Raw genomic sequence first — 14,648 nt, 5'->3', positions numbered from 1 at the left:
TCCCGGCCGGGGTCGATTTTTCTCAGGGACAACAATCGCGTCGCGATGTGCGGTTCGCAGTTGCAGCCATCCGCCAGGAAATTCGCACACACCCACGCATCGACCACAAGCGCCAGGGCGTCGAAATTTTCAAGCACAATTTCCGCTGATAGAAGCGGGAACTCGACGATGCATAAACCGGCTACCTTCATCCGGAACACTCGTGACGGACTTGAGGCGTGGAAAGAGGCACACGGGCATTTTTACGTGAAAGTTCTCATTGCCACATGGCTACCGTCATAATCGACCAGTACTTTCGTCGCCGAACGATTGCGTACGGATACAGACGACGATTGCTCTCCTGTCGCGCACGCGGCAAGTGCCGTTGAAAGCAATAAGATAAACAGAGAAGTTCTCATGATGTCGTAAGCTACAAAAAGTGGAGGTAATTTCTGTTTGCTATGCATTCCTTCATAATATAAGCCCTGTTTCAAGTTACGCGATTACGATCCTGAATCGAAGACGGTTAGCGAAAAATCCAGATGTTGCGGACCATAGGCGAAACGTCGAAGCAGTTCAGGAACCGCAGACATGTGTGGCAGTAAGTAAGGCGCCGATAAAGTGGCAACGCCACTGGCCGGCCAGATCTGGAATTTCGACTTTGCTTGCATGCACACAATGATCCGTACTCGCTACGCGATTCATCCCGGAGTCAGGCCGTGTCGTTTGTTTGAGCCCCCTACGCTGCGGCGCCATTTTCGAGGTGCCAGACGCGCTGGGCCGGCCTATCGAGCCGTCCGTGCGGCTCAGCTTGCCGGCGTGGGGCAAAGAAGTGACAGGTGCATGACGACTCACCGACCGCTTCACCAGGCCAGAGACGTACTCTCCGGGCGGTGGGCCTGTGACGGGTCGTCGAAATCCGTGTGTCGATCGTTAAGACGTCCGCTGCGCACCGCAACGCCGATCGCACATATACTTTGCGATGACCGAGCTTAAGATTTCGTTAAGACGCAAATATTGAAGCCTTCGACAGGCTCTGTTTCTCGAGCGGCCACGCTCCCACGCAAGCCGTGTAACGGTTCGACGCAGTCACATGCCGCAACTTCGGGCTAGTCGTAACACTTGGTTATTTGCGGTCCACCCAGTTTCGCGCCTTGGAAACATCATGATCAAAGTCGCTGCCAACCACCATGATCCAGTAGCCCAGACCTGCACGGGTGAACAGCGATTGTTCTCCTCCCGGCGTTTCTCTCATGCTTCGGCCCGATCCGGCAGCACTTTGCGTTACCCAGACATCGGATGAACGCGGAATGTCATCGCTCCATACTGAAGGAACGCCTCTCCACATGGTATGTCTTGACTGTCCCAGCCGCAAATGATCAAGTTATCTGGCAAGGATAACTACTCTCATGCCAGACACGTAGTCTACGCTTGATAACTTGACAGTGCCCTTGGCGCGTATGCCCTTCATCCGCCCCCGGCTTTCACAGCTGTCCCTTCACGCGAGGGAGCGTCGTATCAAACGGCTGAAACAATTCAGCGCAGCGTCCGGCGAGGCCGTTGTTCAGCGTTCTCCGGTGGCCGTGAACCGCCTGCTTCTGCGGCGAGCTGGCTGCGAATTCCGGCGAGTTCCCTTCTCCGCTCCTCCGTTGTCTCGGGATACCGCAACCTCAAGCCCTCAAGCGTATCCAGAATGATCTGCGATACGACGAGCCGCGCGTTCTCCTTGTCGTCGGCAGGTACGACGTACCATGGAGCGGCGTCCGTGCTGGTCGCCCCCAGACATTGCTCGTAAGCACGCGTGTACTCCGACCAGAGCTTGCGCTCTCCGACGTCGGCCGTGCTGAATTTCCAGTTTTTCTCAGGTTCGTCGATACGCGCAAGAAGGCGCTTGCGCTGCTCCTCCTACGAAAGGTGCAGAAAGAATTTCACGATACGTGTGTCATTGCGATACAGGTGATGCTCAAGATCATTGATGGAACGATATCGGCCATGCCACAGGCTCTCGCCCGCACCGGCGGTTGAGGCCAGACCCTCGCCACACAGAATCTCAGGATGCACCCGCAGGATCAATACTTCCTCGTAATACGACCGATTGAAGATGCCGATGTGCCCGCGTTCGGGCAAGTTGCGCGTGGTGCGCCAGAGGAAATCATGCTGAAGCTCATGTGCGCTTGGATGCTTGAAGCTGAACACCTGGCAGCCTTGCGGATTGACACCCGACATGACGTGTTTGATCACCCCATCCTTGCCCGCAGCGTCCATCGCCTGAAAGATAAATAGCACCGCGTAACGATTGTCGGCATAAAGGAGGCTTTGTTGCGCGCTCAAGCGCTGGATGTGATCGGCGAGTATTGCGCGATACTGAATCTTCGATTTGTAGACCGGTGCCACGCGCGTGGGCCACGTCCCAAGTTCAACCTCCGTGCCTTCGCGCACACGAAACACATTGGCCTGGATTTTCATCCTGTCTCTCCCTCCCAGCACGTCATGCTGGCGCGCATCATCGATGCGCTCTCGTTGACCATCCGCCTTGCTGCCCGGCGATCCAGTCCGCAATCGACGGCCATTGTTCAGATAACGTTCTCGCCCCCATGAACAGCGATATGCCCCCGCCACGGTCTTCTGGACAATCCGCTCCTTGGGCGTGCCAAGATACCAGCTCGCGCTGCGGACCTGTAGAGGCTCAGTGATGTCGTGAGACGCACCTGCGGGAAAAAGCACCGGGCACGCGATGTCGTGGACATCGGGCTTCCGGCCAAGGCCAACAAACGTTCCTTTCGCGAGACTATTTTCCTTGAAAAGTTGGACAATGACCTGAAGGTACCGTTGCCCCGGCAGGTCGATCGGAGTCTCGTACCAGCTCTCGAACGCCTCCTCCTTGGCGAGGTACGTCGGGTCATCGATGTGCTCGTAGAGGTCCACATGGTCTTGAATATAGTGCTGGTCCGGGTGCATGCTCTTCCCGCCCTGCAGCATGAATTTCCCTTTCATCAGGCCGCCGCCCAACTCGACCAGTTTCTCATAGAACACCAGGGGCGATTCGTGCACCACGTGCTTGATTAGCCCGCTTCCTGCACCGGTGTCAATCGGCGAGCACGAGTTTGGCCACCTTCCCCGGAAAGCGCGCTGTGACCATCGCCGATGCCCATCCGCCCTGACAAAGTCCGACGAGGTTCACCCGGCCGCCAAGGTCGTCAATCGCCACCACGAGTTCGGCGAGATAGTTATCGATTTCCAGAACCTTCATGTCGGGTGTGGCCAACTTCCAGTCCGTTAGCGCTAAGTGGTCGATGCCGTTCGCGAGCGGCGTTTCGATGAGACTTTGGCCCGTGTGGTAGTCCGCGATCATCGCAGTGTGGCCGGCATAAGGCGCAACGACGAGCGTCGGCACCCCTTCACCCGGCTTGGCATAGTCCTGAAGCATCATGGTGCGCAGGTCGAGACGAATCTGGTTCACCATGGCGAGCTTCGACCTCAGGTCTGCGCGGCTCCGGATTTCTTCATCGATCAACCGGACGTTCCTGGCATAAAGCTCGCTACTCTCCTCAAGCAGCGCCTGCGCAATGGCCAGTGGGCAGAACGCGGGCACACTCAGCCAGGATCGCTCAGAGGTTTTGATCGATGCTTTTCTCGACATCTCGATTTCCGTGACTGAAATAGTTAATCAGGCGCGGCGAATTTTCGACTGTCAGCCTATTGCCCGCGACTGGTTTTCACCTTGATTCATGTCAAATCGGACCGACTGCTTCTAACTCGGTGCTTTCAGCACGCTATCCGCCGTGCGGTCCCCTCAGGAGCGAAATTGTTTGCACGCGGCAGAGATTGACAGATCGCATACACCACTGTCGCCTTGACTTCCGAGCGGCTGACTCGATTAATTCGCCTCGTACGTTGCAAACGCCCGGCTGCCTGGTCAGAGCTCACGCAAGCGAGCCGAAGCATCTTTTACGATTCCATGCCTGCCGCAGACGCTTGGCGAAGCGTGTCGACGCTGCGGACTCCCAGCACGAAATCAAACGGTTTCCTTGAGTCAGATCAAGTTCCCGCATGCGTGATTAGGTACTGTGTTGGATATTGAAGTGGTGAATTAAATCGGAATTTCACAACTTTAAAGAAAATTAATGAAAGGGAATCACATGAAACACTTCTTCCGCGTCGTCCTCTCACCATTGCTTGCGGCCTTTGCGGCGGCAGCAATTCTTGCCCCGGCTGTTGCCACTGCGAAACCCACTCAGCATACTGAAAATGGCGTGACCTACGTTAGTGGTGGCATCGGCGAGAATGACCAGCAAGCCATGCAGGCGATGCGAGGCGATTACAATCTCCACATGACGTTCGCCCAGAAAACAAGCGGCGCCTACCTTTCCGACATCAAGGTGAACATCAAGGATGCGGCGGGCAAGGATCTTGTGACAGCCTTTTCCAAGGGGCCATTTTTCTTCGCAAAACTTCCATCAGGTCAATATCGGGTCTCCGTGACTTATCACGACAGTGCGCAGACCGTTCCTGTTGACATCGAAGATCGCAAGGAAGTCGACACTCACCTGTATTGGGTTCACGAATAGCAGACACGTCGCGGAGGACCTGCTCCAGTGTCGGGGCGCGGGACCATGACCTTGTCGCAGGCCAGGAGGTCTCCGGTCATCTTCTTTCGTTGCTGACTGCGTCGTGCCCAATGTTCAGGCCTCCAAGCGGAAGGGACTCGATGTGGTTGCATTATCTCCCGCCTGCGTTCACGCCTGCGAAATTAGTGCATAGCAGCTTCTATCACGAATGGATCTCCAGTATGGCGTCAACCTTTTCGAAACCATGTTAGCTTCCCCGAAACGCGCCTTGGATCGCCCTCAGGTTGGGACTCCCGATCAGTCATTAATGGGCACAGAGGATCTTCCGAGGACCGACCGCGCAACGGGGCTGTCCACCGACGATGCTCAACGACGCCTTCGTCTGTTCGGTGCAAATGCGATCGCGGACGCGCGCATACCACGGTGGCGCCAGTTCATCGGAAAACTCTGGGAACCGGTTCCCTGGATGCTCGAGGCTGTGATCGTGCTGCAGGTTCTCCTGGGCCGAACGCAGGAGGCGCTTGTTATTCTGTTTCTGCTGATCTTCAACGCCGTCGTCGCCTTCATTCAGGAACGTCGAGCCCAGGATGCGCTGGTGCTGCTGCGGCGCCAGTTGCGAATCAACGCACGCGTGCTGCGCGAGTCGCATTGGGGCCGTTTGCCCGCGGACGAACTGGTGCCCGGGGATATTGTGCACATTCGTGCCGGCGACATCGTCCCAGCCGACCTTGTGCTGTTCGACGGCACAGTAGCACTCGACCAGTCTGCGTTGACCGGCGAGTCCCTGCCCGTCGACGCAAGTTCCGGGCAGCCAGCGTATACCGGATCAATGGTGCGTCAAGGCGAAGCGAGCGGCGAAGTCACGGTGACCGGGTGCAGAACCTATTTGGGCCGGACGGCGGAGCTGGTTCGGACTTCCGCTGCACCCAGCCATATGCAGCGGACTATCTTCTCCATCGTGAAGCGCCTAGTCGCGTTCGACCTCGTGCTCATTGCGCTGGTCGTTGCATACGCGGTGTCGCACGGCCTGCCGTGGACCGATACCACGGTTTTTGCTCTTTTGCTGCTCGTCGCTTCGGTGCCCGTGGCGCTGCCTGCGACCTATACGCTCGCCACAGCCGTTGCCAGCACGAGGCTTGCTAGTCAGGGGGTCCTCGTCACAAGACTCCCGGCTGTGGAAGAAGCCGCGGCGGTGGATACGATCCTCTCGGACAAGACCGGCACACTCACCCAGAACGCGCTGTCAGTCAGTAGAGTAACGGCGCTGGCAGCGCTCGACGAATCCGGCATCCTGCGCGTCGCGGCATTTGCCAGCGACGACGCGTCGCAGGATCCGCTGGATCTCACCATTCTCGCTGCATGGCGTGCAGCCGGTGATATCGGCTCGCTCGCGCCCCGGATGACGTTTCGGCCATTTGACCCGGCGACGCGATTCAGCGAGGGCGTCTATACCCTCGACGGCGGTGAATGGCACGCGGTGAAGGGCGCGGCAAGGGCGGTGCTCGACCTGTGCCTGATCGATTCCGCTGCACGCGCGGCGGCAAAGCAGGCGGAGCAAACACTGGCAGCCGAAGGTGCGCGCGTGTTGGCCGTTGCGGCGGGGCCCTCCGGTGCGATCAGCCTCATCGGCCTGATTGGGCTGGCTGATCCTCCCCGGGAGGATGCCGCCGGACTCATCGCAAAGCTCCGTGGCCTCGGCGTGAACGTACGCATGGCTACCGGGGACGCACTGGAAACGGCAGAGGCGATCGGCAGGCAGCTTGGGCTCGGCACTCGCATCTGCGTGCCGAGCGCCGATGATCTGCGGCAGCCCGAGAACTACGACATCTTTGCCCGCGTGTTACCGGAGGAAAAGCACGCCATCGTATGCGCGCTGCAGAAGGCGGGGCATGTCACAGGCATGACGGGTGACGGCGTCAATGACGCAGCGGCGCTACGGCAAGCCGAGCTTGGCGTAGCGGTTGCCAGCGCGACGGACGTCGCCAAAGCCGCAGCGGGTATCGTGCTGACCAATCCGGGCCTCGGCGGTATTCTCACGGTGGTGAGCACCGGACGCGAAGTCCATCGCCGCATGCTGACCTACATACTCAACAAGATCGTCAAGACACTGGAGATCGTCGTTTTTCTTACGCTGGGCCTCTGGCTCGCAAAGGGCTTTGTGATCTCCGCGCGACTCATTGTGCTCCTGCTCTTCGCCAACGACTTCGTGACGATGAGTATCGCAGCAGATCGCGCCATACCTGCGGCGCGACCGCAGCGTTGGGGCGTTGGTCAACTGGTCACCGCGGCCGTAGTGCTCGCCTGCGCCTCTCTGGCTTTCACATTATTGACTTACGAAACGTTGCATGCTCGTTTCGGACTGAACTCGGGGCAGATGCAAACCATGGTGTTCCTGCTGCTGGTCTTTACGACGCAGGCCAACGTTTATGTTTTGCGCAATGACGGTCGAGTCTGGGTGTTCGCGCCTGCTTCCGCCATGGTATTGGCGAGCATCGCCGATGTTGTCCTCGTGAGCACGATGGCCGCAACCGGAACACTGATGGCGGCAGTCCCGCTCGCGTTAATCGGCGCCGTGCTTGGCGCCTCCATTGTCTTCGCCTTCGTGCGCGACCAGATCAAGCTCGTCGTTCTCCCTCGTGCAGGGCGTGCTTGATGCAGTGCACGATCTCTCGCCTTCAGGGCGTTCGAGCAGGCGAGCCGAGCTTTGACGAACGCCAGCTGCCTCGGCTTCGACTGGGGACAGCAAGAGCTGCGTCATGCAGCCCCAAGGTTCTGTAAATTTCCAGACATAAAAATACCACGGAAACCATACCGGAACGACGAGGAGTAGTCGCTGCCTCCGGGACGGCTGCGACGAAGACACTGCGTAAGGCACAGTGCAGGCATTGGCAATGTCTCGGCGGCTGCGCTGTCGACTAGACGTGATTCTCTCAATCGCCGAACGGTGGAAACGACGGGTATTCCAGATGACTTATTACTACCTTGACACCAGGAACGTTCTCGGCTGCTACGCAAATCGCCCGACCTTCGGCCTCGCTCGCGACCGTGCCCCACAAATGGACTACGCCATCCGTAACCGTCACATCCTCCCGGTCCAACGCCCGACGGGTCCCACGCGTTACCGAAACAATAGCTTCGCGTAGTTCCGCATCGGTCGAGGGAGGCTTGGCAGTTTTGTGTGTAATTTAATAATTGATCTCCTGAAATAAAATTTGGTAATTTTGTTTGTGTCCAGTTACGTATATTCCCGGCCAAAAGGAAAGCATTCTCCGCCCCCCAGCATCTCACTAAATGCTTTTCTCAAAAAGTGTGCCGGGGGCGAACTACTTCTCGCTGGAAACAAACATCGAACAACACGTTGCTTATGTCAGCGCGGCTATGACGTATTCTTTCAGAACATCGTCCGGATGCCTGCCGCCGCAATATAGTTGGTCGATTCGTAGCCGTTAAAAGCGGCACCATTGAACTTTGAGAACATATATCCAGCGTATAAATCTGTTCGGTGGCTTAAACGATAATCAACCAGAAGAGAATATTGGAGCTGATTTCCGCCTGCCACACCAGTCGACTGCATCGTTTGCGTATCGTAAAAGCCGGCCGCGATGTCTACCAAATGGGTTATTTGATAGTCTCCGCCAAAGAAGTACAAATTGTTTCGCGAAGGATTAACTGTATTTATGACATTTCCAGAATATCCGTAATAGGATGCGATTGTACCTGCCGAAACAGGATCAGACGGCGCCTTTAGGACGAAATGTTCATATCCAGCTTTGATCGTAAATTTATCAATTGCATATTTCGTCGCAAACATGACGTCTTCATCGTTATTCAGGGTAAGTGAGCCGACACTCGTTCCTATCAACTCGCTGCCGATTGCATTGGCTCCAGTCAGAGCACCTGAGTGGAGCGCATCGCGGGCGTTATACCACGTCAATTGCATACCGAATCCATTGGTTTCGTATCCTACGTTCGCGCCAAACGTAGATCCGTATCCAAATTTTCCAGGTACGCCGCCAAGACTGTACGAGATGCCAAAGTTGACCGGCCCTACCCGATTTGTGTACTTTATGTTGTTGTCAGTACGTGATCCTTCGGTGATCCCACCTGCAGAATACGATCCGGAAAAACCAAGGGGTGAAAAGAGCTGCGCAGCAAATATCGGGTCGTAATTCGCAATGGTATCGAATCCGAGCGTCGTACTGCGTCCGAATGACACGGATCCGTACGTGTCGTGTCTAAGGCCCACATAAGCCCCCCGATTGAACAATTGACCATCAAGGGCAGAGGCAGCGCCGACTGTATTGTTTGATCCTGCAATTGAACCTGCGGCATTGTTGATGGCACCAGACGGGACATTAAATCCCGATTCAAGATCGAAGAACGCATGAAGCTGCGATCCAAGGCTCTCACTTCCCCGAATCCCCCATCGAGGGTCGGATATGCCTCCGTTAAACATTCCTATTACTGGATCTTTGAATTTCGTGCTGACTTTACCAACAGGATTCACAGTTGCGGGAAAAAGCGCACTGGCCCCGGCACTATGCTCCACTCCGCCCAAAGCTACGTCCAGAATCCCATAGAGCGTTATCCCGTCGCCTGCATCCGCGTGAGCTACGCTGGTGATCGCTGATAACACAAGTGCGGTCAGAATTTTCTTTTTCACGGTCTCATCCATGTATCTGATTGAAATTTAAATTATTGGATTTGCAAATTTTGACTATTAGCGAGATTTTTCATAAATTGTCATTCTCTTTGCATTTCGTTAATATAAATTACAAAATCATTCGAGAAATATGAAATTCAGTATTTCACTTTTTTTGTTGGTTGGGCGCTACATCGGCGAGACATGCATATTTGTTTCTGATTTAGCGATGTGATGATGTAGTTGGCATTCCTGCGAGAAATTTTTCTGGCTAGCATGTTCGGACGGGTATTCGTCTTACCATTTTCGCTGTGCCGGAAAAGTGACCCAAGGTTCAGAGGGAGATTTAATGGTGCACTGTAAGCAGACAACGACCATCAGTGCTGGACGGCTTACTCATGCGGTGCAGACAATCTGTGGGGTTATGCATGGCAAACAAACGCCCATCGAATGTGCAGAACAGACTGTCTAGAGAGGTGAGATCCAGTCACTTTTACAAGCGAGCCCCCTACGCGGTTGCGCTTACAATTGGCACGAAGCGCGAGCGAACCAGATTGGGTCTGGGCTTGAGGGCGAGACGTAGATCAGCTTGACATGCCTAAGAGGCCAGTTCAAGAACCCGGTTGGGGGAACCACCTACTTTCCCGGCAAGCTGTTATTCTTGGTTGCCTGAATCGATAAGAACATGAAGATGAATATTCGTGAAGCGCAACCAAACGACCTCGATTCGATCAGAAAGCTGCTCGAGGACAACCGACTGCCGATTGCTGACGTTACCGCTCCGCTCTTGGACGATTTTCTCGTAGCGGTTGTCCCAGGTCTCGTGGGAGTGGTAGGACTTGAGCGATTTGGGAGTAATGCGTTTTCTACGGTCACTCTCGCGGACTAGGCCAAGAACTGGTCGAGAAAATGGAGCAGAGAGCGAGAGCGACGGATGTCTCATCGCTGTGGCTGCTGGCAAACTCTGCGACGGAGTTTTTTCAGGGTGTGGGATATTCGACAGTTCACGGGATGAGCCGGTAGTGATCACGGGAAGCAGAGAGTTTCCCGAACTTTGTCCAGCTAGTGCCGTTTGCATGTGCAAGCACCTGTGACAAATGCCGCTTTTGCTGTACTAGGTTAGATCAGGCAGGTTACGCCGTTCGCCTCAAAATGTTCCAGCAGATGAGTGCGCAGCCAAGTTTCAAGAACGCTTCGTGAATGTCAGCTCGGCGATCGAATCGGATACGAAGACGCCGGAAGTTGTGGAGCCAGGAGTGAGTCCGTTCTACTACCCAGCGGAATTTGCCCAGACCGCTGCGATGTTCAGTTCTACGTCGTGCGATCGGCGGCCTGATGCCACGATCACACAAGCGCTGGCGATGTGTGTCGGAGTCGTAGCTCCGATCGCCGTAGATGACCTTGGGCTTGCGAAGTGGTCTGCCGCGCGTGGCCGCGAATCGGGGATATGGCGTCGACCAATGGCAGCAGATGAGTGACGCCATGACGGCTTGCGCTGGTCAACGTCAAACTGACCGGCACTCCGTTGGCGTCTACGAGAATGTGGTGCTTCGAACCTAGTCGCGCACGACCCGCCAGGTTTGGCCCGTTTTTTCGCCTGCGCCAACAGCGCGCATGGAGGAAGAATCGACGGCAACATACGAAAGGTCCAGTTGACCGGCTTCGCGCAGCTTGTCGAGCAGCAGCGCATGCAACTTGTTCCGAACGCCCGCCTTCTGCCATGTGTCCAGACGACGCCAGCAGGTCACGCCCGAGCCGAAGCCCAGCCGGGGCGGCAAGTGGTTCCAGCAAATACCTGTCCTGAGCACGAACAGGATGCCGTTGATCGCCCGCGATCCGGTTCCGGATCGCGCTTTGCGCGGGGTTTCACGACAGGCAGCAACGGTTCAATCAGTTTCCACAATCCTGCTCGGGAAATAAGGCAACAGCGTGGCTGACTTTCGTCGATCACGCTGTTGCCAATATTCTAATTTTTTTATTGAATCCAGTAGGTATCGGCGCAAGCTGGACGGGTTGATTTTATTGCGCTGAATGCTGAACAATTCGATAAGGTACACTTATGGATATTTGCACGATTTTTGATTAATCTTAAGGTGTTGGGTAGGGTTTGTAAGTCGCTAGGAACTGAGGGCATCATAGACTAAATTTTAGAATTTTAGGAAGGTGAGCGATTGGCCGGTAATTGAGATGCCTTGCCGGTGCAGTCGTGGCGATATTTAATTCGCAGCCGTGCCTCCGCTGCCTGAATATCGGAGGGGTAATGAACATCGTTATCGGATGGCTGATATCCCACCGACTCAAGCTCTTTCAATTCTCGCCGAAGCTCTCGTGGTGTTACGCCCGTGGAGGGCCTCACGAATGGCCACGAATTGCAATCGTTTGGGGATAGAGGTGCTGCCGACGTTGCATTAGGCCAAGTTGCGCCTAGCGAGATGAAAAGAGAAATTGATGAGGCAATAAGTTCTTTTTTTATCATCACATCCTCCATTAAATGGATTATTTTGCGGATTAAGTCTTTCCCGCAAAAACAAGGTTAGTAAAAGATTTTCCTGTTTCGATGTCGCAAAGATTAATTTTTATTAAATAATTTAGCGGGCTTCGCGTGTTGCATTGATGGGCTACTTACTAATAAATTCAAGGTTGATTTTTTGCTGCAATTTCATGAAAATAGTAGGAAAGATTTCGTGCTGGAGGATGATAAAGTGACGATAAGGCGCCTCTACTGGGATCGCGATGCGCCGTCAATGCAACTGTCATCCGATGGATTAATTGATCTGGTCGTCAGCGTACTAATCTTGGGAAGCAGGTCAATCAACGGCTGGTGCGTAATCTCCCCTCAGCAACACGCTCACTCGGGATCAGCCCTTTATCAGGCAGGCGGTCAACTATTTATGCGGTGGTTGTGTCAGCGCAGCAAGCACGCCGAGCTACTCGCGTGAAGGCTGTTGTCCATCTTCGGCAGCACGTTGAGGACGGTGTATTCGAGGTCATCGACAGGTTGTCGGCTCGGTCTCATTTGAGTACATTACGACCGCTGTCGTAGTGCAATGGCTGTCTCCCCCAAGCCCTAACTAAGCCTTAAGCTTCTGCCGATATGATTCGCACACATACGGCGCTGGCACGTCAGAAGCAGATCGATTCCGCCAAACTCGCCATGCCATTTCATGGGGAAGCTCTCGTATTCGACCTGAGAAGTGCTTTCGACGAAAAGATTTTTTTATTGCTTTCGAAGTGAGCCAGTGATTCAAAGCTAGTTTTGCTTTTTAGGTAGGAGTATCGAGCGTCGATGCTTACTGTGCGCTGCGTCGAAGCCTTTTGTCCTTAGTGCCCCGAGCTACAAGGGGAGAATTTGACGACTTCCATCATGATCTGGTGGCGAACTTCGCTCTTTACACACTGCAGCATCTGTGGATTCCGCCCAGAAATTCGCGGAGATTTATCTGGTTGTACTTGGTCGGCCTAAAGCGTGGCTGATCGTCGGCTTGTCGAGACGTCGTCTCTGGTACTACCCGACATCAATGTTCGTATTCTCCCGCTTTTTGACTTCCAATTGTGTCGATAGATACTCACTCACGCATTCGATACGGATCTTCTGCTCACAGCGCTGGATGTTGTCGTTATTGTGCTGACGTGGCACGAGTTCGATATCTACGACCGACGAGCGTTCAGCGTCTACTCCGTCGCACCTTCTCTCCCCGTCATGAATTTGCAATGGAAACTATCGAAGCATTCAATCAAGCCATCTTTCTTCAAATCAACGCGACGGCTGCCACGCCCAACTGGCTAGTCGCCGCGGGTGTGTTTATTGCCAACTACGCAATCGGTGCTGTTCCGATCATTCTCGCGTGCATGTGGCTGTGCGGTGGCGATGACCGGCGAACAACGGTCGTTCACGCTACATTTGTTGGCTTTGTGGCGCTAGGTATCAACCAGTTGATCGGCTTGTTGTGGTATCACCCTCGGCCATTTGCGATCAGCCTAGGCTATACGTTTCTTGAGCACGCTCCAGACTCGTCATTTCCAAGCGATCACGCGACACTACTTTCGGCGATCTCATTTACGCTCCTCTACGACGGCAAGCGCATGTTGGGTGCGCTTGCCCTTGCGGCAGACATTGCTGTCGCTTGGGCTCGCGTGTTCGCCGGCGTACACTTCCCGATGGACATGGCTGGAGCGGCGCTCATTGCGTGGACAACCTGCAGACTTTTGGCTCCGTTGTGGAGATTTGCGGGTGACGCATTTTCACGTGCATTGATTGCTGTGTATCGCAAGGTTGTCGCTTGGCCAATTAGCCGAGGATGGCTGCGACCGTAATCAAGCCACACCGAAAATCATTTATCGGATACATCTGGAATCCAAACGAAGTCACGGCTCGGCCAGCGTCTTCTGGTTCCCGACGTCGAGGGACGACATAGCTTGGCATGTGGCTCAATACACTGACGCCATACCTAAGGGCCGGTGCTTGAAACGCCGGTGAACCCAGTAATACTGCTCGGGATATAACACCACCTGTTCCTCGAGAAACGCATTCATGCGCCGCGCATCAGTCGTATCACATCCGGAAGGAAAGTTCGCGAGCGGTTCAAAAATCGTCAATTTGTACCCTTGATACTCGGGTAGTACCTGAGTGACGAAAGGCACAACCCGAGCATGTCCCAATTTCGCAAGTCGCGAGACAGCTGTGAGCGTGCAAGCGGGAACACCAAAAAAGGCACAAAAACCGAGTTATCGATGCCCTGGTCCATATCCGCCGCTAGCATGACGGGTTTGCCGCTTCGCAGCAAACCCACAATTTTTCTTGCGCTGGTCGCGCGTTCAATCATCTCTGCGCCGAACCTACCTCGTTGCTGCCTTGCAAGGTCGCATAGCGTGCTGCTTGACATGCGTGTATAGAGTGAGGCAACGGGGTGATGCGTCGAGTACAGCATGCAGCCGACCTCAATACCAACAAAGTGAAATCCCATGAAGATGGTAGGCGGTGCAGTCGCGTCGTTCAGATCGATTTTGCTTTCAATCTGAACGATGTCTCTGATCACCTGAGCACTGCCAAACCACTGAATGCCTCGCTCCAGATAGCTGCGAACAACATGACGGAAATTTTCTCGCGCGAGTCTCCGAAGTTCGTGACTGCTCTTTTCCGGAAAACAAAGACGCAAGTTTACAAGAACGATGTGCTTCCGGCGGCTCGGCAGCGCATATAACGCGGTACCTAAAGCCACTCCGAGCCGCGCGACGAGTTTATAAGGAAGCACAGCGAGTGTGCGTAGCAACATCACGATAATCGCACGACGGAGGTGTTTCAACTCTTGTCCCCTACAGATAAAGCAGTCTCGAGAGCAAAATCACGTGCGACGCAGGCGAGTTTCCCACGCGTCAGCGTTTTATCCCAGCATGAAATCCCACACATAGTCTGAATACTTTTCGAAGCGCGAGGATGATCGCACGGACGCGGTGGTTCT

Annotated in this window: 9 protein-coding genes and 5 pseudogenes; 4 read left to right on the top strand and 10 right to left on the bottom strand. The window is 54.7% G+C overall.

Going from position 1 to position 14,648, the window contains the following annotated elements; translation table 11 throughout:
• Both BBA01S_RS38850 and BBA01S_RS48525 read right to left on the bottom strand, forming a co-directional pair.
• Positions 1 to 191: hypothetical protein (locus BBA01S_RS38850; protein WP_027821093.1), on the bottom strand; the 191-nt coding region annotated here is incomplete at its 3' end.
• A 914-nt stretch (positions 192 to 1,105) separates the two neighbouring features.
• The gene (locus BBA01S_RS48525; RefSeq protein WP_281177050.1) at positions 1,106 to 1,234 is read right to left on the bottom strand and encodes a hypothetical protein; all 129 of its coding nucleotides are present in this window, start codon (positions 1,232 to 1,234) and stop codon (positions 1,106 to 1,108) included.
• Between BBA01S_RS48525 and BBA01S_RS48785 the strand changes: the two are divergent.
• Positions 1,222 to 1,380, top strand: a pseudogene (locus BBA01S_RS48785) (IS6 family transposase); the annotation flags it as partial. The gene BBA01S_RS48525 and the pseudogene BBA01S_RS48785 sit on opposite strands and share 13 nt — an antisense overlap.
• Before the next feature lie 135 nt (positions 1,381 to 1,515).
• On the opposite strand, the pseudogene BBA01S_RS48760 reads toward BBA01S_RS48785, so the two are convergent.
• Positions 1,516 to 2,343: pseudogene (locus BBA01S_RS48760) on the bottom strand (ADP-polyphosphate phosphotransferase); the annotation flags it as partial.
• A 139-nt stretch (positions 2,344 to 2,482) separates the two neighbouring features.
• A pseudogene (locus BBA01S_RS48755) lies at positions 2,483 to 3,619 on the bottom strand (DUF3141 domain-containing protein).
• 499 nt (positions 3,620 to 4,118) lie between these two features.
• Between BBA01S_RS48755 and BBA01S_RS44885 the strand changes: the two are divergent.
• Both BBA01S_RS44885 and BBA01S_RS38830 read left to right on the top strand, forming a co-directional pair.
• Complete coding sequence (locus BBA01S_RS44885) at positions 4,119 to 4,547, top strand: flagellar hook assembly protein FlgD (protein ID WP_052392090.1); 429 nt, start codon at positions 4,119 to 4,121, stop codon at positions 4,545 to 4,547.
• Between the two features lie 307 nt (positions 4,548 to 4,854).
• Positions 4,855 to 7,200, top strand: a complete 2,346-nt coding sequence (locus tag BBA01S_RS38830; protein ID WP_027821092.1) for a plasma-membrane proton-efflux P-type ATPase — start codon at positions 4,855 to 4,857, stop codon at positions 7,198 to 7,200.
• 277 nt (positions 7,201 to 7,477) lie between these two features.
• Here BBA01S_RS38830 and BBA01S_RS48360 read toward each other — a convergent pair whose 3' ends face one another.
• From BBA01S_RS48360 to BBA01S_RS48750, 5 genes and pseudogenes are all read right to left on the bottom strand, one after another.
• Complete coding sequence (locus BBA01S_RS48360; RefSeq protein WP_245641729.1) at positions 7,478 to 7,630, bottom strand: BON domain-containing protein; 153 nt, start codon at positions 7,628 to 7,630, stop codon at positions 7,478 to 7,480.
• Between the two features lie 308 nt (positions 7,631 to 7,938).
• A complete protein-coding gene (locus tag BBA01S_RS46535) occupies positions 7,939 to 9,210 on the bottom strand; it encodes a porin (RefSeq protein ID WP_167336094.1) in 1,272 nt (423 codons plus the stop codon).
• Positions 9,211 to 9,844: 634 nt separating this feature from the next.
• Positions 9,845 to 10,267 carry a hypothetical protein gene (locus BBA01S_RS47445; RefSeq protein WP_156966267.1) on the bottom strand — a complete coding sequence of 141 codons (423 nt, stop codon included), beginning with the start codon at positions 10,265 to 10,267 and terminating at the stop codon, positions 9,845 to 9,847.
• Between the two features lie 55 nt (positions 10,268 to 10,322).
• Positions 10,323 to 11,107 (bottom strand): annotated as a pseudogene (locus BBA01S_RS46530) (IS5 family transposase).
• 237 nt (positions 11,108 to 11,344) lie between these two features.
• Entirely contained in the window at positions 11,345 to 11,665 is a 321-nt protein-coding gene (locus BBA01S_RS48750) for a DUF4148 domain-containing protein (protein ID WP_167336093.1), read from the bottom strand.
• Between the two features lie 1,235 nt (positions 11,666 to 12,900).
• Between BBA01S_RS48750 and BBA01S_RS38805 the strand changes: the two genes are divergently transcribed.
• Positions 12,901 to 13,503 (top strand): phosphatase PAP2 family protein, encoded by a 603-nt coding sequence (locus tag BBA01S_RS38805; protein ID WP_027821089.1) that lies wholly within the window; start codon positions 12,901 to 12,903, stop codon positions 13,501 to 13,503.
• Positions 13,504 to 13,617: 114 nt separating this feature from the next.
• Here BBA01S_RS38805 and BBA01S_RS44875 read toward each other — a convergent pair.
• Positions 13,618 to 14,462 (bottom strand): annotated as a pseudogene (locus tag BBA01S_RS44875) (lipid A biosynthesis lauroyl acyltransferase).
• Between the last annotated feature and the right edge of the window lie 186 nt (positions 14,463 to 14,648).

Source organism: Paraburkholderia bannensis NBRC 103871 (assembly GCF_000685015.1).
GTDB classification, from domain to species: Bacteria; Pseudomonadota; Gammaproteobacteria; order Burkholderiales; family Burkholderiaceae; genus Paraburkholderia; species Paraburkholderia bannensis.
The sequence above is the reverse complement of the archived record's forward strand: the minus strand, read 5'-3'. Positions and strand labels throughout refer to the sequence as shown.

Coding starts and splice junctions, on each gene's coding strand:
- BBA01S_RS44885 (WP_052392090.1), top strand. CDS start 4,119: ATGAAACACTTCTTCCGCGTCGTCCTCTCACCATTGCTTGCGGCCTTT.
- BBA01S_RS47445 (WP_156966267.1), bottom strand. CDS start 10,267: ATGCAAACGGCACTAGCTGGACAAAGTTCGGGAAACTCTCTGCTTCCC.
- BBA01S_RS48525 (WP_281177050.1), bottom strand. CDS start 1,234: ATGAGAGAAACGCCGGGAGGAGAACAATCGCTGTTCACCCGTGCAGGT.
- BBA01S_RS38805 (WP_027821089.1), top strand. CDS start 12,901: ATGGAAACTATCGAAGCATTCAATCAAGCCATCTTTCTTCAAATCAAC.
- BBA01S_RS48750 (WP_167336093.1), bottom strand. CDS start 11,665: ATGATAAAAAAAGAACTTATTGCCTCATCAATTTCTCTTTTCATCTCG.
- BBA01S_RS38830 (WP_027821092.1), top strand. CDS start 4,855: ATGGGCACAGAGGATCTTCCGAGGACCGACCGCGCAACGGGGCTGTCC.